We start from the raw sequence: 22,822 nt of genomic DNA, 5'->3' as shown, positions 1-22,822 counted from the left end.
AATAAATAATAAATAATATACGCAATTAACAAAAGCCGGGAGCGAAACTAGCCTCGCTCCCGGCGGTGTTTACTAATCAACCAAATCAGTCAGTAACTGAACCCTGGTGGAATGTACGAGAAATAACGTCGAGCTGCTGCTCCTTAGTGAGCTTCACGAAGTTCACTGCGTAGCCGGAAACTCGAACCGTCAAATGCGGATACTTTTCTGGGTGCTCAACAGCATCTTCAAGCTGTTCCTTACGCAACACGTTGATGTTCGCGTGGTACAAACCGTGACCGTTGCCAGCATCCAAAATGCCAACCAAATTGCTGATGCGCTCGTCTTCGTCACGACCTAAACCATCAGGAGTAATGGTGTTCGTAAGCGAAATGCCGTCAAGAGCATCATCGTAATCAATCTTTCCAACGGAGAACATCGAAGGAAGCATGCCGTGCGAATCCATGCCGTTTTCTGGGTTTGCGCCTGGAGCGTACGGAGTACCCTTCTTGTGACCAGATGGGAAGGAACCAGTGTTCTTACCATACTCAACGTTAGAAGTGATAGTCAAAATGGACTGAGTTGGTACAGCATTACGGTACACAGGCAAACGCTTTACCTGACCCATAACAGTGCTCACAACCCACTTAGCTAAGTCGTCTGCACGATCGTCGTCGTTACCGTAAATTGGGAACTCGCCAACAGTCTTGTAGCCAACGATTAAGTCGTCGTCGCCGCCCTCAATGTACTCGTACTCGTGGCCTTCAATGGTCTTAGCATCCTTGTTGTAGATTGGGTAAACCTTTGCATACTTCAAAGCAGCCAAGGAATCTGCAGCAATAGACAAACCGGACATGCCGCAACCAAGCGTACGATAGACTTCCCTATCATGCAAAGCCATTTCGATGGACTCGTAAGCGTACTTATCGTGCATGTAGTGGATGATATTCAAAGCCTCAATATAGGTTTCGGAAAGCCATTCCAAAGCCTTCTCGTAGTTAGCCTTAACTTTCTCGTAGTCGAGAGTACCGTCAGCTTCTGGCTTGATTGGGTCAATAACACCCTTATCAATAACCTGCATACCGGTCATTTCATCGCGACCGCCGTTGATTGCGTAAAGCAAAGCTTTTGCAGAGTTCACGCGAGCAGCGAAGAACTGCATTTGCTTACCGACGCGCATTGGAGAAACGCAGCAAGCAATAGCAGCGTCGTCACCCCAGTGCTCACGAATGTCTTTATCGGACTCGTACTGGATTGCAGAAGTGTCGATAGAAATTCGTGCGCAGAAACGCTTATAAGCTTCTGGAAGCTTTGGATCCCAGAAAATAGTGATATTTGGCTCAGGACCAGGTCCCAAATGCTCAAGAGTCAAAGTGTTGAGCAAACGGAACGAAGTCTTGGTTACGAAAGTGCGACCATCCTCGCTGAAGCCTGCATCGGACCAAGTTGCCCAGTAAGGATCACCAGAGAAGATTGCGTCGTAATCCTTAGTACGCAAGAAGCGCACAATACGAAGCTTCATAACAAGGGCATCAATAATTTCCTGAGCGTCGGTTTCGTTAATTAAACCTGCCTTCAAATCGCGCTCAAAGTAGCAATCAAAGAATGCAGAAACGCGACCGAAGCTCATTGCAGCGCCATCCTGGCTCTTAACAGAAGCAAGATAGCCCATGTAAGTCCACTGAACAGCTTCCTTAGCGGTCTTAGCTGGACGAGTCAAATCCAAACCGTACTCGTTACCCAAGTTAATAAGCTGCTTCAAAGCCTTAATCTGCTCGTCATGCTCTTCGCGGAAGCGAATCCAATGCTCAATTTCAGTCTCGGTAAAATCGTTACGGTATGGAATCGAATCCTTGTCGCGCTTCTTGAACTCAATAAGCATGTTCACGCCGTAAAGAGCCACACGACGATAATCGCCAATAATACGACCGCGGCCGTAAGCATCTGGCAAACCGGTCAAAATCTTGTTGTGGCGAGCAATCTTAATATTCTTGGTGTAAACGCCAAATACACCATCGTTATGAGTCTTGCGGTAGACGGTGAAGATCTTCTTGATTTGAGGATCTACTTCCTTGCCAGCTTCTTTAATAGCCTGCTCAACCATGCGCCAACCGCCATTTGGCATCATAGCGCGCTTGCAAGGCTCATCAGTTTGCAAACCGACGATTACGTTATCTACTTCTGGGCTTTCAATGTAGCCTGCTGGCATTGCGTCAATGCCTGCTGGGATATGAGTTTCAACATCATAAACACGACGTTCACGTTCAACAGCCAAGTAGTTGTCGTCGAGATACTTCCACATGTGCTTCGTTTTTTCAGTGGCATTTGCCAAGAAGCTTTCGTCACCTTCATATGGCGTATAGTTCTTTAATATAAAGTCGCGTACGTCAATGTCTTTTTTCCAATTTCCGTCAGTAAAACCATTCCACGCTTCGGTACGAAGATCCTCTTCACTGAGAACTGGTGCATCAACTGATGTCATGTTTAGACTCCTTTTGTACCCGCAACGCATCTTCACGCTGCCCTAATAACAATGTTAAAGCATATGTAAACGCATACACGAGTAGTTTTGCAAAAAATCTAGTGAAATATATCACATTTATTCACGAAAAGCTGTGGTAACAGGCATTCTGCGATCCCTGCCAAAAGCAATAGCACTTACTTTTGGTCCAAGCGGATACTGCCTGCGCTTCCATTCTGCGCGATCAACTAAACGCATAACCGTGTCAACAGTATGCTCGTCAAAACCATCTGCAAGCAAATCTGCTCTACCATGAGCAAGCTCAATATGAGCCTCTAAAACGCGATCGAGCAAATCGTACTCAGGTAAAGAATCAGAATCCTTTTGCCCTGGACGCAACTCTGCACTCGGAGGCTTAATAATAGAATTAACAGGAATAAGCACGCCATCTTGCGGAGCTTTCGCTTTCTGAGAATCCTCATATCCAACAATTGGCAGCATACCAATACCTACTCCAGCATTCGCAGCGCGATTCCTCCAACGAGAAAGTGCCCAAACGCGCGTCTTAAGCAAATCCTTAATAGGAGCATACCCTCCTACCGCATCGCCATAGATAGTAGAATATCCGCAAGCAAGCTCCGATTTATTACCAGTTGCGAGCGCCAAAACACCGCGCGAATTTGAATATGCCATTACGATTACGCCACGAACGCGAGCTTGCAAGTTTTCTGCAGCAACTCCTTCTAAGGAAAGTTGTGATTGGAAAGCTTTAAAAAGCGGTTCAATTGGTTGCACATCGTAGTGAGCGCCAATTCGCTCTGCTAAATCGCGCGCATCGTCTTTAGAACCGTCCGAAGAGTACATGCTTGGCATAGAAATACCATATACATTTGCTCCACCGCAAGCATCGGCAGCCATAGTAGCTACTAAAGCAGAATCAATTCCTCCAGAAAGTCCTAAGCACACACCCTTAAAACCATTCTTACGCATGTAATCTCTAAGACCTACAACACACGCACAATACACTTCTTCATCTGCGTCAAGTTTTGGAGCAATGCTTGAAACTTTCTGCTTTTTCAGCGAGTTATCAAAATCAACAAACGACAAATCTTCAGCAAACATTGCCGAGCGTTCAAGCAAAGTTCCGTCAGAATCAACAACAAAACTTCCACCGTCAAAAACCAAATCATCTTGACCACCGACCTGGTTCACATACACAACCGGCGCATTGACTTCAACAGCGCGCTTTTGAGCCAAACTCAAACGCACATGAGTTTTACCTTCCTCATATGGAGAACCGTTCATAGTTATTAGCGCATCGATACCAAGTTTTGCCAAACGCGCAACAGGACCGCCGTCTTGCCAAATATCTTCGCAAATAGCAAAACCTAGACGTATTCCATCTACTTCCAGCAGCTCACACTTATTGCCAGAAGAGAAAATACGAAACTCGTCAAAAACACCATAATTTGGCAAGAAATGCTTGTCGTATTGCAACACAGATTTGCCTTCATGCAATACGAGAAGCCTGTTTCGAGGCTTTCCAGCAGACTCGTCAAAGCCAACAGTTCCAACTACTACATAAAGCTCCCCCAAGCCTTCTTCTGAAAGTTTTGATGCAAGCAAGTCTGCAGCTTTTTGTGCAGCTGTGCGGAACGTGGCACGCAAGGCGAGGTCTTCAATAGGGTACCCAGTCAAAGTCATCTCAGGAAATACAACCATGCGAGCACCCGACTGCTTTGCGCGCGCAGCATACTTCAAAACTTTTTCAACGTTGCTATCAATATTCCCAACGCAGGTATCTATCTGCGCTAACGCCAATCGCAAAAAACTCATACATTACAGTCTAGTAGATAGCTTCATTGCAAGTAAGCGACGTGTTGAAAAACTTATTTTTTCTCTTCTCACACTGCAAGCATGCGAATTATTAACACGTCATAAATAATACTAATAAGCAAAGTGTAGAATTATTGATTTTTCTCGCCTATATTGATAATTCGTTACTCGCGAAGGGGATTTAACTTTAAACGAATTTCACCGAACAAGGAGCAGGAAATATGCGAAAAATTAAAGTTATTGCATCAATTACAGCACTGGCAGCATTAGCGACTTTCACTTTAAGCGGCTGCGGTAACTCAAAAGCAGGAGCGAAGGATGACAAAACTATTACTGTTGCTGCTTCGCCTACTCCGCATTCTGAAATCTTAAATAAAGTTGTAAAGCCAATCTTGCAAAAAGAAGGCTACAAGCTAGTAGTAAAGGAATTTACTGACTACGTGCAGCCAAATACAGCTACTGAAGAAGGCGAAGTTGACGCAAACTACTATCAGCATTTGCCTTATCTTGACAACTTCAATAAGGAAAAGGGAACTCATCTTGTTTCAGTAGGTGGAATTCATTTTGAACCATTTGGATTGTATCCAGGAAAAACCAAGACGATTAAAGCATTAGCAAATGGCGCAACTGTTGCAGTTCCAAATGATCCTACTAATGAGGCTCGCGCATTGCTTCTTTTGCAAGATGCTGGATTGATTAAGTTGAAGAATCCAAAGGATATTAACGCTACTACAAAAGATATTACTGAGAATCCTAAGAATTTGAAGTTTAAAGAACTTGAAGCGGCAACAGTTCCTACTGCCATTAAGGATGTGGATCTTGCTGCCATGAATGGCAATTACGCTATTCAAGCTGGTTTTAACCCAACTAAAGACCCACTTACTTCAGAAAAAGTTGGTGGCATTGCGGCTAAAACTTATGAAAATATTATTGTAGTAAAGAAGGGCTCTGAAAAGTTTGCAAAAATCAAAGCCTTACTCAAAGCTTTGAAGACAAGCGAAGTGCACGACTATATTACTAAAACTTACAAAGGCGCTGTGCTTCCTGTTTTCTAAATAATACTCACAATGTAGCCACCTAATGCCGCATGTGTATGCTTCGTGTATGCTTTGCGGCATTATTTTATAAGCGTGTAATATACGTAATGTGCGTGCTAGTCAATAATCTAGTTAATGACGCTAGTTAGTAACTCTAGTTAGTAACGAAGTATATTTCATACAGAAAGCAATAATCTGTTAAGGAAAAGCATGATTCAGATCGAACATCTTCACAAAAGCTACGGCAAAGGTAGCAAAGCGAATGAAGCATTACACGACATTAATCTGACTATTGAATCGGGAGAAGTATTCGGAATCCTTGGTTCTTCTGGTGCAGGAAAGTCTTCGCTAGTTCGTTGCATGAATCTGCTTGAGCGACCAACTTCTGGCAAAATTATTATTGACGGAAATGATATTAGCGAAGTAAAAGATAAAGAACTTGCAAAAGTACGCACTAATATTGGCATGATTTTTCAGAATTTTAGCCTTTTCCAGCAGCGTACAGTATTGCGAAACGTCACTTTCCCATTAGAGTTAAATCACACTGCAAAAAAGGAACGAGAAGAACGCGCAAACTACTTGCTTGACTTAGTTGGTTTAAAAGATTTTGCAAACCGCTACCCTAGCCAACTTTCAGGCGGACAGCAGCAGCGCGTAGCAATTGCACGAGCATTGGCAAATAATCCGTCGATTATGCTTTGCGATGAAGCAACAAGCGCACTGGACTCCACAACTACTGCGCAAATCCTTGATTTATTGCGCCGAATTAACCGCGAACTCAACGTAACACTTGTTATTATTACACATTCGCTGGCTGTAGCACGAAATATTTGCGACCGAGTTGCAATGATTGATGGCGGACACATTGTGGAATTAGGTGACACGGATACACTTTTTGCAAATCCACAAAGCGATATTTTGCGAACTCTTATTGCAGATGAAAAACAAGAAAATCATCGCGCTAAAACTACAAACACGCTTGCAAACGAGGCAACAGATGCACAAACAAGTGCGCTTAATGAGGTGAAATAACAATGTTAGAAGCTGCTACACAATTTTTTAACGACTACGGTGACTTACTTATTGAAGGCGTGCAAGACACACTCGTAATGACATCAGTTGCAACACTTTTTGCATACCTTATTGGACTTCCAGTTGGCGTACTTCTCATTACATCAAACAAAAAAGGTATTTGCCCTAACGCGCCAATTAACGCAGTTCTAGGCTGGATTGTTAACATCGTGCGTTCTGTGCCGTTTATTATTTTATTAGTTGCAATAATTCCTTTTACTCGTCTCATAGTTGGCACTTCTTTGGGAGTTCCTGGAGCTATTGTGCCTCTGGTAATTACAGCTGCACCATTCGTTGCTAGAGTAGTTGAACAATCTTTAGCCGAAGTTGACGGAAGCTTAATTGAAGCAGCACAAAGCTTTGGAGCAAGCAAATTGCAAATTGTTTGCAAAGTGTTGCTGTGGGAAGCTTTACCTTCGCTAATTCGCGGAACTGCGCTTACATTTATTACGCTTTTTGGATTCTCCGCAATGGCTGGAACAGTTGGCGCAGGCGGACTCGGAGATATTGCAATACGATACGGATACCAGCGCTATCAATACGATGTGATGACAGTGGCTGTTATTCTTTGCATTATCCTCGTGCAGATTGTGCAAAGCTTGGGAGATTTTATTTCACGCGCAATCAATCATCACGAACGCTAAAGAATTTCGCAACATACCCACCACCAATTAAATGCACATAATCGTGTAAACTTACTGGTAATTCGACATTTTGCAGGGGTGCTTTCGAAAGAAGGCTGAGATGGTATTAATTTGCCTAACCCTTCGAACCTGTTAGTTAATACAACGTAGGGAGCAACGATTTTAGTATGACATCGAATTATCCGTACGCATCAATGCGTAATCAATTTAATCTAAGTGCCTGCTTTATTGCAGACCCACAAGCTTGTAATAATCGTCCACTTACAGATATTGTCGATGATGCTTTGCGCGCTGGAGCGACTTTTATTCGTCTTCATTGCAACAATGAAAACGCTAAAGAAATCACTACTATTGCACGCGATATTGCACAAATCATCGAAGACAATAACAAATGCGATTCTGTAACTTTTGTTATCGATGAACGTGTTGATGTCGTTTGGCAAGCTCGCAATCAAAGCATCAAAGTTGACGGAGTACATTTAGCACAAAGCGACATGGAGCCTAGAGAGGCTCGCGCACTTCTTGGCGAAGATGCTGTAATCGGCTTATCTGTTGAAACCGAAAGCTTAGTTAAAGTAATAAACGAACTGCCAGATGGATGCATTGATTACATTTGCGTAACAGCAATGCACAATCCTGAAGAAGGATGCGAAAGCACTACTGCCGCTTACGAATTGGAAGCAAACCACACAACGCTGGACGAAGCGAAAATTAATACGATTTGTTCCGCAAGTGATTTCCCAGTTCTAGTTGGCGGAAGAACTGCGCTCGACGATATCGATACAATCGCTCACACTAAGGCTGCAGGATGGTTCGTTTCTGAAGCACTGTATTCTTCAGAAACACCAGAATCAACTATGCGTGAGTTTGTTGAACATTGGAAAGCTGTGCGAGGCGAAGAAAAGCACGGCTACGCCAAGCGAGTAATAGTTGCAGAAAATTCTGAATCAAAATCTTCAGAAACTCAAGAAAAGAAACCAACTTTTATTAACGCTAAAGAAGCAAAGGATGCTGCGAAATTAGCTAAACAACAGCGAGTTGACATTGCAGCTCGTGGTTGCACTCAGCGCGATAAAGCTCATATTCGCAAAACAACTCCAGTTCATTTTGAGTATGAATATGGTTCTTACAATTTGGAAGTTCCTTATACGGAAATTAAGCTTTCGGATACTCCTGGCGTAGGTCCTAACCCGCCTTTTAAGGATTACAATACTGAAGGTCCAAAGTGCGATCCTAAGGAAGGTTTGGCTCCGCTTCGACTTGACTGGATTCGCGACCGCGGTGACGTTGTGGAATATGAGGGTCGCAGGCGCAATCTTCAAGACGACGGCAAGCGCGCAATTAAGCGAGGCAAAGCTTCTAAAGAATGGCGTGGTCGCACGCATAAGCCAATGAAGGGCGCAGATCATCCGATTACGCAAATGTGGTACGCTCGCCACGGAATTACTACTCCAGAAATGCAATATGTTGCAACGCGCGAAAATTGCGATGTAGAGCTAGTTCGCGAAGAAATTGCAGCAGGACGCGCTGTAATTCCTTGCAATATTAACCATCCTGAAGCTGAGCCTATGATTATTGGCTCGCGCTTCTTAACTAAGCTCAACGCAAACATGGGTAATTCTGCTGTTACGTCATCTATCGACGAAGAAGTAGAAAAGCTTACGTGGGCTACGAAGTGGGGTGCGGATACCGTTATGGATCTTTCCACCGGTAACGATATTCACACAACGCGCGAATGGATTTTGCGCAACTCCCCTGTGCCAATTGGAACAGTGCCAATGTATCAGGCTTTGGAAAAAGTTGAGGATGACGCTTCTAAGCTCAGCTGGGAGCTTTTCCGCGACACTGTTATTGAGCAGTGCGAGCAGGGCGTTGACTACATGACTATTCACGCTGGCGTGCTTCTTCGCTACGTGCCGCTTACTGCAAACCGCGTAACCGGTATTGTTTCTCGTGGTGGCTCAATTATGGCTGAATGGTGCTTGCAGCATCATCAAGAGAGCTTCTTGTATACGCATTTTGAAGAATTATGCGAGATTTTCGCAAAGTATGATGTTGCATTTTCTTTGGGCGATGGTTTGCGTCCAGGTAGCTTGGCTGATGCTAACGATGCGGCTCAGCTTTCCGAGCTTATGACACTTGGCGAGCTTACGAAGATCGCTTGGAAGCATGACGTGCAGGTGATGATTGAAGGCCCTGGTCACGTACCATTCGACACTGTGCGTATGAATATTGAGATGGAGAAGGCGATTTGCCAGAATGCTCCATTCTATACGCTTGGTCCTTTGACTACGGATACCGCACCGGGCTATGACCACATTACTTCCGCAATTGGTGGCGTGGAGATTGCGCGATACGGCACTGCAATGCTTTGCTATGTGACTCCTAAGGAGCATTTGGGGTTGCCTAACAAGGATGACGTGAAGCAAGGCGTGATTGCGTATAAGATTGCTTGCCACGCAGCTGATCTTGCTAAGCACCATCCACATGCTATGGATCGCGACAACGCAATCAGTAAGGCTCGCTTTGAGTTCCGTTGGTTGGATCAGTTCAACTTAAGCTACGATCCGGATACCGCAATCGCCTTCCACGACGAAACGCTTCCTGCAGAACCGGCAAAAATGGCGCACTTCTGCTCGATGTGCGGACCAAAGTTCTGCTCGATGGCTATTTCGCAAAATATTCGTAAGCGTTTTGGCGGAGCAGCTCAGCAGGAGCAGCTCGTTGAAGAAGCACGCAGTCAGGCAATTGCCGATGGTATGAAAGAGATGAGCAAAAAGTTCCAAGAATCCGGCTCATCGCTGTATCAAAGCGTGAAAGCATAAAATGCAGAAGTACGGAAGCAAAAACTGAATTGCAAGTGCTTCAATAACAATACTTACAACGGATAACAATAGAAGAAGGTTGATATAAACCAAAGCGAGTTTTATAGTGAGCTATTACGCTTGCTATAAGACTCGCTTTCTTTATATTCGCATTTAGATTCTATTAATCCGACCTTTTCGTTGCACGCGCGCAAAGTTTCTGCCGCCTTACAGCAAAAATCCGACCTTTATTTTACACGAGCGTAAAGTTTCTGCCGCCTTACAGCAAAAATCCGACATTTTCTGTACACAAGCGTATAGAAAATGTCGGATTAGTAATTAAGAACTTTAGTATTAAAGAATATTAAAGAGTATTAAATCAAATAACGTTTAATCACAAAACTTCAATAGAAATAATACCTACAGGCTCAAGAGGAGCATCAGATCGATCCGTTGCGACAGCCTCGAGCTTATCGACAACCGCCTTCGATTCATCGTCAGCAACTTCGCCGAAAATTGTATGGTGACCGTCAAGCCATGGAGTTGGCACAGTTGTAATGAAGAACTGCGAACCGTTAGTGCCATGCAAACGACCGTCACGACCGCGACGCTTTCCAGCATTTGCCATAGCGAGCAAATAAGGCTTATCAAACTTCAAAGATGTATCAATTTCATCGTCAAACTCGTATCCAGGACCGCCAGTTCCATTGCCGAGTGGGCAGCCACCCTGAATCATGAAGTCCTTAATAATGCGGTGGAAAGTTAAACCATCGTAAAATGGCTCATGCGAAGGTTTTCCACTGAATGGGTCAAGCCACTCACGCTCGCCGGTAGCTAAGCCAACAAAATTTTTGACGGTTTCAGGCGCGTTACTGTCAAACAAATTGATTTTTATATCGCCTTCAGAAGTATGCATAATAACTGTAGTCATGTGGTAATTCTCCCATATTTTCAAGACTGTTTCAATTCGTGTTAGATAAAAATATTCGCATACAAAAATGCCTCACTTTGCGTAGTAAAGAAAGACGCAAAGTGAGGCACATTTTACATTAACTTCATTATGCTAATTAACCCAATACTCAGCAAACTTACTGAATACAATTAAGCAAACATTAAGCAGCTCTAAAACTAGCTGATCTGCAATAACCAGACCAGCTAGCAAATATCCTACTTATTACTGTGACGAGAAGTACCACGACGCTTAGCCGAGAAAAGCGCAGCACCAGCAGCACTAAGAGTTGCAGCAAACAAGCCAAACACAGACACGTCACTACCAGTCTTACTAAGCTGAGCAACACTACCACTCTTCAACACCTGAGCGCGCACAGAAGCACGAACATCAGCCGCATGAGCCTTAGCAGCAGCCAAAGCCTTACGAGCAGCAGAAAGATTCTTAACCGCAGCATCAACCTGAACCTGAGTAGCGTTAGGATCAGCAGCAACCTTCTTAGCCTCAGCCAAAGCAGCATCCACAACAGCCTGAGCCTTAACAACTTGAGCATCCGCCTGCTTCACAGCCGGATTATTCTCAACAGCAGCATTCACAGCAGCAGAATTTACGCCATTAGCATTATTAGCGTTAGCGTTGGCAGCATTGGTGTTAGCAGCGTTACCTGCATTACCAGAGTTTGCGCCAGCACCAGCTTTACCAGCTACGTTGGCAGAATTACCAGTATTAGCACCAGCACCAGCACCAGCACCAGCGTTACCGTTACCAGCATTTCCAGGCTGCGAATCAGACTCAGCACCCTGAATCTGAACATTCAACTCACCCTTATCCACAGTAATAGGCGCATTATCATTCACACCATAACCAGCTTCAGAACCAGAACCAGCATTACCAGTTCCAGTTCCAGTTCCAGCACCAGTTCCAGTATTATCAGTTCCGGCACCAGGAGTTGGAATTGGGTTTGGAGTTGGCTTCAAATCATTCTCAGCCTTCTTCAAATCCTCAGTAGCCTGATTCACCTGATCCTGTGTAGCATTCGGATTATTGTTCACTTCGTTAGCGTGATCCAAAGCATGATCATAAGCCTGCTTCTTATCCGAAGGAGCATTCGTATAATCATCAGACTTCTTCACATCACCACTATTCGCAATCTCATGCTGCAAACCACTCTTATCAACCGAAGGAGCCGGGGTTGGTTCTGGCTTCTTACCATCCAACGCAGTCTTAGCAGTAGTAATAGCATGAACAGCGTTAGCAACCTCATCAGCCGTAGCATCAGTCTTAGCTAACACGCTCTGACCATCACTAATAGCCTTATCATAAGCACCCTGCTTATTAGCATCAGCATACTTATACGCGTCAGAATCCTTCACCTGCCCAGCAGCATCAACAAGAGCCTTTAAACCACTCTTATCAACAGAAGGAGCCGGGGTTGGCTTTTGTTCCTTACCATCAAGAGCCTTAGCAGCATTCTGCAATGCAGTCAACGCATCATTAACAGCTTTCTGCTTCTGTTCTTGAGTCTTTGGATCCTCGCCAGCAGCCAACTTCTTATTGCCTTCAGCATCCGCAATTGCATCTTCAGCCGCTGCAAGTGCCTTATCGAAAGCATTTTTCTTATCATCAGAAGCATTCTTGTATACAGGCTTATCCTTCAAAGGCTTATCTTTGTCGAGTTCAGCTTGCAACACAGTCGTATCAATGCCATCAAGAGCCTTGCGAGTATTCACTAAGTTAGCAAGAGCAGCACCAATTGCATTCTGCTGAGCTGCAGCATCAGCACCAAGCTGAGTTGGATTCTTTGTTGCATTGTCAAGAGCAGTCTTTGCAGCAGTAACTGCAGCATCAAATGCTTCCTTCACATTCTTAGTTGCATTCTTGTATACAGGATTATCCTTCAAAGCAACATCAGCATCGTACTCTTTTTGCAAGTCGTCAGTGTATAAACCAACACCCTTAACAGTATTATCAAGACCTTGCATAGCTTTAAGCAAATCATTGTATAAAGCGTTAGCACCGTCAGCGTTAATATTGTCGCTGTCTGCGCCTTCAACCTTATCCAGTTGAGTGTTTGCAGCATTCAAAGCAGCATCGAAAGCATCCTTCTTAGCTTTATCAGCAGAAGAATACTTTGTGTCTTTCTTAAGCGTATCTGCACTCATAGCAAGATCAGCCAACCGCTTCATCACACCGTTCAAGTTCAACGCTTGTTCAAGAGCATCATCGATATCATCCTTGCCAGTAGACTTTCCATCTTCACCAACGTGCTCAGAGGCATCAGTGCTATCAAGAAGATCCTTATAATACTGTTTCTGAGCCTTGTTCAAATACTTAAGATCAGCAATCTGCTTCTTAGCATCCTCAATCTTTTGATGCTTTTCAGCTCGGTTAGCAATACCAGTTGGGTCGCCAAGCTTTGTTGAAGCATCGATTGCATCATTGTACTGCTTCTTTTCCTCTGGAGAGAGATTAGTCTTATTGACACGATCATGAGCAGCTTTCTTCTCTTCGGCAAGTGCAGAATCTTGATCGTTGGTGATACTAGAAGTATCGCGCTTGCCCTTGGCGTTTTCAACTGCCGTATTAGCTGCCGTAAGTGCAGTATTCACTGTGTTAAGAGCGCCCGTAATCTCAGAAGGCTTGGTTGCAGAGTCAACTGTAGTCTTTGCAGTTTCAATAGCAGCAGTTGCAGCAGTATACTTTTCCGTTGCGGTTTTCTTCTGCTCATCAGTCAATGCATTGTATGCTGCATCAAGATTCTGCTTCATGTCATCAAGCTCAGACTTTGCATTATCTTTAGCTTGAGCTTCATTTTTATTGTTCTGTTGCTTTGCAGCTTCGAGAGCAGCGCGAATCTCAGATGCAGATGCAGGATTTGCTTTCAACTTCTCAGCCAAAGTTGTAAGAGTTTGATCCTCAGTAGGAGTTCCATGAAGCAACTTATTCAAAGCAGCATCTTCAGTGTGATTTGGATCAGACGAATCAGCATCCCCACCCTTACCATGGTCAAGGAAGTAAAGATGCGCTTCTTCAATTTCCTTCTTAACACCATTAAGTTCGCTGAGTTTCTTGGCTTCATCAACAACGCTATTCACGCTATTAATGTCAGCTGCTTTATCGACCTTACCCTTAAGATCCTTCTTTTCATCATCACTCAAATTAGGAAGCTTGCTGATAATATCCTTAGCAGCTTCTTTAGCAGCATCGAGTTTCTGCTGGTTCTCAGCGTCAGCACCATTCTGATTGCCGCTTATTTCACCCTTAATCTTAGGATCATTAGAAGTTGAGTTCTGATTTGCTTTCTCTGCAGCTTCCTTCAAAATGTTTTGAATCTGCTCAGCAGTAGTTGCTGCATCAATACGCTTATCAAAACCATCCTTATCTGTCTTAGTCAGATTTGGATTATGATCGATAGTCTCCTTAGCTTGCTTCTTCATCTCGTTAAGAGCATCGTCGCTAAGCTTTGGAGTTTCTTCCTTCTTCTTGTAGCTAATAGCAACAGTGAAAAGCTGAGTACCCTTGGCATCCTTAAATACCATTGACTTATAATCATCAGTATCACCAGTCTTACTGGAAGTAACTGACTTGATATTATCGTCAGCGATCTCCATGTCAATAGTGCCAGACTTTGGAGTTAAATCAGTAGGCAAAGCCGTAGTAACAGTATTAGCATGGAAATTGTCGCTCTTATCGTAGTTAGCTTTTACGAACGCTTCCACAGCCTTCTTGAAATCATCTTCAGTAAGCTTGTTTGGATCATCAACTACAACGTCACCAGCAGAGTTGTACATACGATCAGCATGCTTTGCTTCACTCAGCTTCTTAATAAGATCACGAAGCTCTCCAGCATCAGTCATTTTATCAATAGCATTATCAGTTATTTTATCTTTATCTAAACCAGCTCTTGTAAAGTCAGATTTAGTAAGATTCTTCTTTTCATTCAAAAGCTGCTTAGCAAGAGCCTTCAACTGATCAATGGTGTTGTCTTTATTGTTATTCTTCTTGATGTAAATATCTTCGCTATTAATACGTATCTGTAGCGTCGTATCGTGATCGTTAGGATCATCTTTATCCTTCGCAGGTGTAGGATCATAATTAATTGTAATGTCTCCCAAATGAGAAACCATTACGTCTACAATATGACCATCTCCATTACCACCATAAGGAGTCATTGATGGGTCTTTTGCAGTTAAACCAGAATCCTCAATCGTGATAGTACTACTACTACCGTCGTACTTTATTTTAGGAACCGCCCCATCGTAATTCAACGTAACGAACTGCTTAAGAGCCTCTTGCCCTTCTGCTAACGTTGGAGAATCACCAGCAATGTTGACATGAGGAATTTTATATTTATATCCATCCTTAGTCTCTTCATTTTTTTGCGTAGGATTCTGGGTACCAGTTCCAGTTGACTTCTTCTTATAGAAGATGCCGATTGGATACTTTCTATCTTCATATCCTTTAGCTTTAAAAGTTACCGTACCAGTTGCAATATCAATCTTTGCAGAAGTAAGAGTTACAGTCTTATTACTATCGCTTGCGTCCTTAGCTGTTAAAGCTTGCAATGAAGCTTCAAGGTTGGTAAGTTGATCCTGACCAACTGTTGCATTCTTATCAAATGGATCGAAAGTAACTTCCGTAGGTGTTTCTGGTAAATTAACCGTAAACTCTTTCGTAGTTTGCTTTTGCTCAGGCGTTGGAGCTTGCGTCTGCTTCTTCTTCAAGAACATCCAAGCAGGAACTGTAGTTTGTGAACCATCTGCCCAGGTAATTACAGCATTGTTTTTGTTATCAAACGTTACAGGAGACGTATTCTTGTTATGCTTTTTAGCAGCTTGATAAACAGGGAAACTCTTATTTGCTTCATCAAATGCCGACGCAATAGTAGTCTTTTGATCTTGAGTTAATGACTTAGATGGGTCATCTACTTCCGTAGGAACTGGAACGCGATACGGTGCCCAATCGGCGATAGTTGCGCCTTGATACACCAAATCTGTAGAAGGAATAGTAAGCTCTGATCCATCAGCATAAGTAACTTTTGCGCTGCCGTCTTCTTGAACGCGAATTTCATACTGGTTATTAGTTTTTTTCACATTCTGCAAGAAGGCATTAGGCGTAGAACCACCATTAGCATTAATGATTGCCTGAGTTACCGCAGTCTTTTCATCAGACGTGAGCTTCTTCAACTTCACTACAGGCGTACGAGCTGGAAGCGTTGGCTTATACTTGTCTTTATCCGTCTCGTTCTTTAATACCAATAAGCTAGCTGGCATAACACGCTTAGTGCCATCTGTAAAAGTAATAGTCGCATTACCTTTAGCATCAACGCTAATGCCGTCTTTTGCTACCAGTTGATCAAATAAGTTTGGATTTTTTGTATCCGCACTCTTATTAACATCCTCAATAGCCTTCTTAACTGCTTTCTGTTCATTCTCATCAAGCGAGTCAAGATTCTTTACAGGCGTCGGCTTAGGATATTTCAATTCCAAATGATCCGCAATCTTTGGCGCACGCATCGTGGTACCTGCAGCGTAACGCCATTTACCAACACCACGGTAAATACCTGCAACAAACAACAGCGGCTTCTGGTCGCGCTGCTTCCAAGCATCATCCGTCATTTCTGCCACATACGACATTTCGTAGTAACGTTGACCAGCAGACTCCCAGTCAGCAAAAATACCCTGGAGACCGTTAGCATTACCGTCCTTATAAATATTCCACTGATCTTTGGTATTACCAGAATTATCGTAATCTTTATCATTATTAGTAATACCGACCATGCGCTGCCAACCCTTGCCATCGATGGTCTTGTCACTACCAGAGTAATAATCGCGCGAAACACTGTGCTTCCACTGATCTATGTTGTTATACGTGTGATCACTTGCTACAACATAGCCTTTTCTTGAAGCCTCTTTCAACTTTTTAGCACCAGGAGTAGATGGACTAGAAGCCTCTTGAGTTCCTCGCTCATTCCTTACCAAGCGGATTTGGGAAATCGTATCTGCTTTCAAACCATTTGGCACACCAAACCACCAAGTTGGTCTTAAAGCCCACTTATCTGGTTGTTTATTGGCATCCTCAGGATTATTAGAAGTATATTCAACGCGCACAAACTTACCAAGTGGATCAACACCATCGTTTCCACCTTTAAGCGCGTCAGCCTTAGTTTTATAATATATTACTTTAATCAGCAAACGCTCTTTACTGTAATCAGCGTCAGCTTTGTAGCCGTAATAAACGCGAGCACCGTCACCACTTACGTAGCCGTCAGCATACGCAGGCAAAGGAGTAGAAACGAATACCCCCCCCCAATCACCATAGCACCTGCGAGCATAGCTGCGCACACGCTCTTAGAAAGTGGCGCATAAATAACGCTGTTACTAGATTTTTTCATAGACTTTTGCAAATCAGCAAGATGCTTTGCACTCATGATCTTCTTCGTCATTATTCCTCACTTCAATAATGTGTCTTCTTTATGTTTCTGCTTATACATAATTTGTAATATGCAATCATGCGGCAGCCAATAAATTAGCATTCGCTTCTTTGTTTCATACCAATTTGCTATTTACACAACGCTTCATACTCTCTTAATACGTTTCAATATGCATAAAAATGTGCAAACTGACACTCATACAGGTTGTATGATACTCACATGTTCATACATTGCAAGTAGTTTTATGCTATAATTTCGTAATTTGTATTTCACTACCGCATGAATCCCGCATGAATTGCATATTACGACGTCATAATATTTATTAAAAATTACGACACACACGAGATTATTAGTTACTTAAGATACGGCTTTAACTCTTTAATAAGCAAGCCATTAGAAGCAACCACATCATTTTCCTTGCGCCAATGAATAGGGCTTCCATCCCACTGGCACACCTGGCACTGCGCCTCTTCCACAACCACAGCACCAGCAGAAACAGCTGGAATATCCCAATAATGTAAGTGAGGCTCAAAATAAGCGTCATAAGTGCCATCTGCCACCTTGCACAAGTCGAGCGACGCAGGTCCAATACGCTTAATATCCGCAGGACAGCCTTCTTCAACAGAAGCAACTACGCCAAGTGCACGCTTAGATTCACCAGGTATATAAGACATTCCGTAGCAAACCACAGATCCTTGCAAAGTAGAAGTTGTGGAAGGCGTAATCTTCTCACGCTTCTCTCCTTGCGGAGTCCTACGAATACGAATAGCACCCTGACCCTTTGCAGCCAAATAAGTCAATCCCAACGCAGGAGCGTGCACAACGCCAAGAACCGGACGAGCGGAGCCTTCATCGTTAAACTCAAAAAGCGAAACCGTAAGAGTCCACTCAGCCATATCGCGATTAAAATTAATAGCGCCGTCGACGTTTCCAACACACCAAAAACGGTCTCCCGGATTGCACTGCTCCGGCCTAGTTTGCCAAAAACCTTGGAAAGGATTCACATAAGTCAAACGATTTTGAATAAAACGCACGAGCTTATCACCAAAACCAGATTCAGATTTATTAGGATCACCCAACGCAATCGACGTCATATCTTGAGGGCTTAATTGATCCTGATACGCATGTTTACCAACATCTTCCAAAATACGCGCAACTTCAAGCGCAACTTCTCGTAAATTCAACTTACACTCCCTACCCTAAATGCATAAAATTCCCGTACTTATGCACACTCTCTCTCCTATAAATTAACTTTATTTTACTCACTTAATAGAAAGATTCACCAACACATTTAAGCTCTGTGGTTAAAAGATACAGAACTTTCACAAAAAAATTTAATCATTAATCTTTAATCATTGCTTCATTATTTTACATTGCTTATGTACATTCATCAACTTTTCGTTCTATAAATGCAAGAAATCCCCCAAAACTCGCGCAACAGTAAACAAGAGACCTTAAAAACAGATTAATTCGCATTCAAAAAACGCAAGACAGCGCTTAAATCGCGAGTAAGAATGCGGTAAGGAGTGGCCGCCTGAACTGCTGGTTTTGCGCAAAAAGCTACGCCTAATCCAGCAAATTTAATCATTGAAATATCGTTCGCTCCATCCCCCACGGCAACAGTTTGCTCGCGATCAATTCCAAGATTAGTTGCCCAAGTTCTAAGCGCTTCAACTTTTGCATTAGCGTTAACAATATTTCCTAGCACGTTGCCAGTAAGCTTTCCGTCAATAGACTCTAAATGGTGAGCCGCCCAAAAATCAATATTCAAACTCGGCAAAAATTCGTCCAAAATCTCGTGAAAACCGCCAGAAACTGCGCCAACTTTCCAACCATGTGTATGAAGCGTGTCAATTAAAACATTCGCGCCTTTAGTTACATGAATTTTAGAAATAATACGCTTTTTGCACTCGTCAAGATTCAAATCGCGAAGCATACACACGCGCGAACGCAAGGAAGTATCGAAAGTAATTTCGCCACGCATTGCTCGCGCTGTAATCTCAGAAAGCTCATCTCCGCATCCAGCTTCTGCACCGAGCAAATCGATAACTTCTTCCTCAATAAGCGTTGCATCAACATCCATAACCAAAAGTCCGGATTTAGACAAAGTTGGCAACATCGAAGAAAAGTTTATACTCATAATTTTATGCGCAGTAAGCTGCTGCCGAAAGCCTGGCTCCGCGCGCCCAGTCTGCCGCTTTCATAGCTTTCTTACCTTGCGCTTTTACTTCCAAAAGCTCAAGTGCGCCGCTTAAAGTACCGACCCAAACTTGCTTCTTACCAGCAAGTAATTTTCCAGGATCAAGCTGATTAAAATCTTGGGCATGCGGATCGTTAGCATCTGCAGGAACTGCGCGCAAAACATGCAAAGTAATCGGCTCTGCGTTATTCTCATCGTCCGCGTGAAGTTCGCACCACGCACCTGGATTTGGCGTACAAGCGCGAATTTGACGGTCAACAGCAAAATCTGGCGCATGAAAATCAATGTGAGCATCTTCAACAGTGATTTTTTGCGCAACTTCTTGAGGAGTTTGATCTTGATCAACCGGCACAATTTCACCAGTTTCCATGCCACGAAGAGATGCTGCAAGAAGCGGAGCGCCGTCGTTTGCAAGTCGCGCAAGAAGATCGCCAGAATTTTCGTGAGGCTCAATTTTTGTAGTAAACTGCGCCAAAATAGGCCCGCAATCCATGCCGCGTGTAATGCGAAAAACAGTAGCACCTGTAATATCATCCCCAGCCCAAATGGCGCGCTGCACAGGAGCTGCACCTCGCCATTGCGGAAGAAGCGAAAAATGAAGATTATACCAGCCGAGTGGCAACGCGTCTAAAACATTCTGGCGCAAAATCTTACCGTATGCTACAACTGCTGCAGCTTTTGCACCGGTTGCCGCAAGCTGTTCAAGAAACACATTTTCATCTTTAGGATCCGACTCAAGCACTGGCAAGCCGAGCTCAAGAGCAGCCTGTTTCACAGGGCTTGGCACAAGCTTTCTGCCGCGACCAGTCGGAGCGTCCGGTCGCGTAAGAACAGCGCGAACATCAAAATGCTCACTATCTTTAGCTAACTCGCGAAGAGACGGAACCGCAACTTCCGGAGTTCCAGCAAACAATATTGGTAATGCCATATTTCCCCACTATTTTAAATTAAAGCCGTAAATTAAAGCCGTAAATTGAATCCGTTTAAAGCAGTAAATTAAAGCCGTAAAATCAGCCGGCAAAAGCTTCCTTTAATTTACTAAAGAAACCTTTACGCTCACTCGACTGCTCACTTAACGAATGTTGCTGCACTTGCTTCACAGAACTATCATGCAACTTAGCAAATTTTTCAATCAAAGAACGCTCTTCATCATTCAACTTAGAAGGCGTTTGCACCAGCACATGAACCACGATATTTCCGCGATCTTTAGAACGAAGCTTCGTTACACCAAGATTTGGCAAAGTAATAGTGTCTTCGTTTTGGCAACCTGCAGGAATCGTTATTTTCTGAGCACCATCAAAAGTGTCGATTTCAAGACTGCGACCAAGAACAGCCCAGCTCATAGGAACTGTAATCCAGCAATGCAAATCATCCTCGTTGCGAGTAAATTGCTTATCTGCACGAATATGAATATCAACGTACAAATCGCCAGCAGGACCGCCGCACTCACCAACGCTTCCTTGAGAAGCTAAGCGCAAACGACTGCCATCACGAATTCCAGCCGGTACGTTCACGCCAACTTCACGAATTAAACGCACGCGACCATGACCGTGGCAGTTTTGGCAAAGATTCTTAATAATCGTGCCATGACCTTCGCAATGCTCACAAGGCATCGAAGACATCATTTGACCGAGCATAGTGCGCACAACTTTTTGACAGAAGCCGGAACCGTGACATACTGAGCACTGTTCTGGAGCGGAATTGTCGGCAGAACCGGAACCAGAGCAATCCTTACAAACACCAAAAGTAGTTAACCGTACGCTAACATTTCCGCCAAAAATAGCGGTTTTCAAATCAATACGAGCCTCAGCTAACGCATCGTCGCCAGGCTGCACACGCGAAATTGGTCCTTGCGAATTGCCGAAAGAGCCACCAAAGAATTGGCTGAAAATGTCGCCCATTCCCATGTCTGCAAAACCAGCGCCTGAAGCTCCGGCACTTCCTGCAGAAGGATCGTTAGGATCAACACCCATGTCTACCATTCGACGCTTTTCAGGATTAGAAAGCACGTCATAGGCAGCATTTACTTCCTTAAACTTTTCTTCAAACTCAGCGCCTGCAATATCAGGATGATATTTGCGGCTCATCTTGCGGTAGGCTTTGCGAATTTCGTCGTCGCTAGCATTGTGATCAACGCCTAGAACTTTGTAGTAATCAGTCAATTAATTCCCCTTTTACCTTTTTCTAAAATCATTTTTGCATAAGGCACAGCCAGACATAAGCCGAATAACCAGCCATAAACCAGCCATGTTTTTATGAATTTTCGGATATAAACGAATTAAGGTAGCGCGCAACAGCCTTAACAGCAGTCATCGTTGCAGCATAATCCATATGCGTAGGACCAATTGATCCAATAAAAGCAGAGTCAGAATCAGCATTGTAGCCGTAAGCGCTTGTTACAACAGAAGCGTTAAGCAAACCAGGAGTATGCGTTTCCGAGCCGATTGCAACACTAACACCACTTGCACAATCGCTTGCTTCCTCACTTAAAGAAGTCATAAGTCGCATAATAACAGCCTGTTCTTCGAGTGCGTCAAAAAGTGAAGCAAAATCAACAATACTTTGTCTATGCGCAAGTTGAGAAGCTCCAGCCATGTATAAGTCGTGAGCATGCTCACCGTCATGCATATCTTCTAAAGCATTAGCAAGTTGACTAATAATTTGCAAAGCTGATGCTAAATCTTTGTGATTTGCGAGCGCATAAACGCGTTGTGAAGCAGATGAAAGGGATAGCCCAATGCAGCACTCATTAACCATATTAGTTAGATGCAATAAGTCATCTGAATTTATATTAGTTGCTTGAATCATGTGCTGAGCTACGCCTCCAGCATCTGTAATCACAACAACCAAAAGCGTAGAAGACGACACTTGAACAATCTCAATTCTTTTTACTTTTGACTTAGACAATGCTGGAGATGCTACGAGAGCGACTTGACCCGTAATACTTGCAAGAAGACGTGCGGAACGTTGCAAAGTATCTTGTAAACTGACAGATCCGCTTAAAAAGTTACGTATAGCGCGACGCTGCGGTTCAGAAAGTGGAATAACAGAAGCCAAACCGTCAACAAAGTAGCGATAGCCTTTTTCAGTAGGAATACGACCTGCAGAAGTGTGCGGTTGAACAAGGTATCCCTCCTCTTCCAAAGCCGACATATCGTTACGAATAGTAGCTGAACTCACACCAAGCTGATGATGCTTTGCAAGAGCCGCAGAACCAACAGGCTCTTGAGAACGAATATAATCCTCAACAACTGCGCGCAAAATCATCATGCGTCGTGACTGCATTACCACTCCTTACAAACACGTCTAAATACTATATTCCTATAGTAGTCTATTTCTTAGCACGCAACAGAACATAAAAGCAAACTTTTGACACACTTTGTAACATATTCGTCGCGCGCGAAAGAT

13 protein-coding genes and 1 riboswitch are annotated in these 22,822 nt (G+C 43.6%); of the genes, 4 read left to right on the top strand and 9 right to left on the bottom strand.

What is annotated here, in order from left to right; genetic code table 11:
- Window positions 1-85: 85 nt before the first annotated feature.
- Together pflB and HXT58_RS02155 are read right to left on the bottom strand one after the other, a co-directional pair.
- Window positions 86-2,461: a formate C-acetyltransferase gene (gene pflB, locus HXT58_RS02160; protein ID WP_410295832.1), complete on the bottom strand. Its 2,376-nt coding sequence runs from the start codon at window positions 2,459-2,461 to the stop codon at window positions 86-88.
- Window positions 2,462-2,578: 117 nt separating this feature from the next.
- A complete protein-coding gene (locus tag HXT58_RS02155; RefSeq protein ID WP_004106338.1) occupies window positions 2,579-4,276 on the bottom strand; it encodes an NAD+ synthase in 1,698 nt (565 codons plus the stop codon).
- Window positions 4,277-4,497: 221 nt separating this feature from the next.
- On the opposite strand from HXT58_RS02155, the gene HXT58_RS02150 reads away from it, so the two are divergent.
- The 4 genes from HXT58_RS02150 (at window position 4,498) to thiC (ending at window position 9,853) form a co-directional block, all read left to right on the top strand.
- Window positions 4,498-5,331 (top strand): MetQ/NlpA family ABC transporter substrate-binding protein, encoded by an 834-nt coding sequence (locus tag HXT58_RS02150; RefSeq protein WP_415706146.1) that lies wholly within the window; start codon window positions 4,498-4,500, stop codon window positions 5,329-5,331.
- Between the two features lie 192 nt (window positions 5,332-5,523).
- Complete coding sequence (locus HXT58_RS02145) at window positions 5,524-6,345, top strand: methionine ABC transporter ATP-binding protein (RefSeq protein WP_116971072.1); 822 nt, start codon at window positions 5,524-5,526, stop codon at window positions 6,343-6,345.
- Between the two features lie 2 nt (window positions 6,346-6,347).
- Window positions 6,348-7,028, top strand: coding sequence for a methionine ABC transporter permease (locus HXT58_RS02140; protein ID WP_415706144.1), 681 nt, complete (start codon window positions 6,348-6,350; stop codon window positions 7,026-7,028).
- A gap of 64 nt (window positions 7,029-7,092) precedes the next feature.
- Window positions 7,093-7,198, top strand: a riboswitch (TPP riboswitch).
- A complete protein-coding gene (thiC, locus tag HXT58_RS02135) occupies window positions 7,196-9,853 on the top strand; it encodes a phosphomethylpyrimidine synthase ThiC (RefSeq protein ID WP_415706142.1) in 2,658 nt (885 codons plus the stop codon). (Overlaps the previous riboswitch by 3 nt.)
- A 373-nt stretch (window positions 9,854-10,226) precedes the next feature.
- On the opposite strand, the gene HXT58_RS02130 is transcribed toward thiC, so the two are convergent.
- The 7 genes from HXT58_RS02130 to hrcA all read right to left on the bottom strand — a co-directional run bounded on the left by HXT58_RS02130 (window position 10,227) and on the right by hrcA (window position 22,684).
- Window positions 10,227-10,763, bottom strand: a complete 537-nt coding sequence (locus HXT58_RS02130; protein WP_410299664.1) for a peptidylprolyl isomerase — start codon at window positions 10,761-10,763, stop codon at window positions 10,227-10,229.
- Window positions 10,764-10,999: 236 nt separating this feature from the next.
- Window positions 11,000-17,125 carry a hypothetical protein gene (locus HXT58_RS02125; protein ID WP_421775651.1) on the bottom strand — a complete coding sequence of 2,042 codons (6,126 nt, stop codon included), beginning with the start codon at window positions 17,123-17,125 and terminating at the stop codon, window positions 11,000-11,002.
- Window positions 17,126-17,567: 442 nt separating this feature from the next.
- A complete protein-coding gene (locus HXT58_RS02120) occupies window positions 17,568-18,398 on the bottom strand; it encodes an inositol monophosphatase family protein (protein ID WP_064340188.1) in 831 nt (276 codons plus the stop codon).
- A gap of 281 nt (window positions 18,399-18,679) precedes the next feature.
- The gene (gene serB, locus HXT58_RS02115; protein ID WP_082851857.1) at window positions 18,680-19,333 is read right to left on the bottom strand and encodes a phosphoserine phosphatase SerB; all 654 of its coding nucleotides are present in this window, start codon (window positions 19,331-19,333) and stop codon (window positions 18,680-18,682) included.
- Between the two features lie 25 nt (window positions 19,334-19,358).
- Window positions 19,359-20,342 carry a methionyl-tRNA formyltransferase gene (fmt, locus tag HXT58_RS02110; RefSeq protein ID WP_064340190.1) on the bottom strand — a complete coding sequence of 328 codons (984 nt, stop codon included), beginning with the start codon at window positions 20,340-20,342 and terminating at the stop codon, window positions 19,359-19,361.
- A gap of 82 nt (window positions 20,343-20,424) precedes the next feature.
- Window positions 20,425-21,576 carry a molecular chaperone DnaJ gene (gene dnaJ / locus HXT58_RS02105; protein WP_117009026.1) on the bottom strand — a complete coding sequence of 384 codons (1,152 nt, stop codon included), beginning with the start codon at window positions 21,574-21,576 and terminating at the stop codon, window positions 20,425-20,427.
- Window positions 21,577-21,667: 91 nt separating this feature from the next.
- On the bottom strand, window positions 21,668-22,684 hold the full coding sequence (gene hrcA / locus HXT58_RS02100) for a heat-inducible transcriptional repressor HrcA (protein WP_004106356.1): 1,017 nt from the start codon (window positions 22,682-22,684) through the stop codon (window positions 21,668-21,670).
- Window positions 22,685-22,822 lie beyond the last annotated feature (138 nt).

Source organism: Gardnerella sp. KA01000, from assembly GCF_049244035.1.
In the GTDB taxonomy this organism is placed as follows: Bacteria; Actinomycetota; Actinomycetes; order Actinomycetales; family Bifidobacteriaceae; genus Bifidobacterium; species Bifidobacterium leopoldii.
Note: the sequence above shows the minus strand (reverse complement) of the source record. Positions and strands in the feature narration are given on the sequence as shown.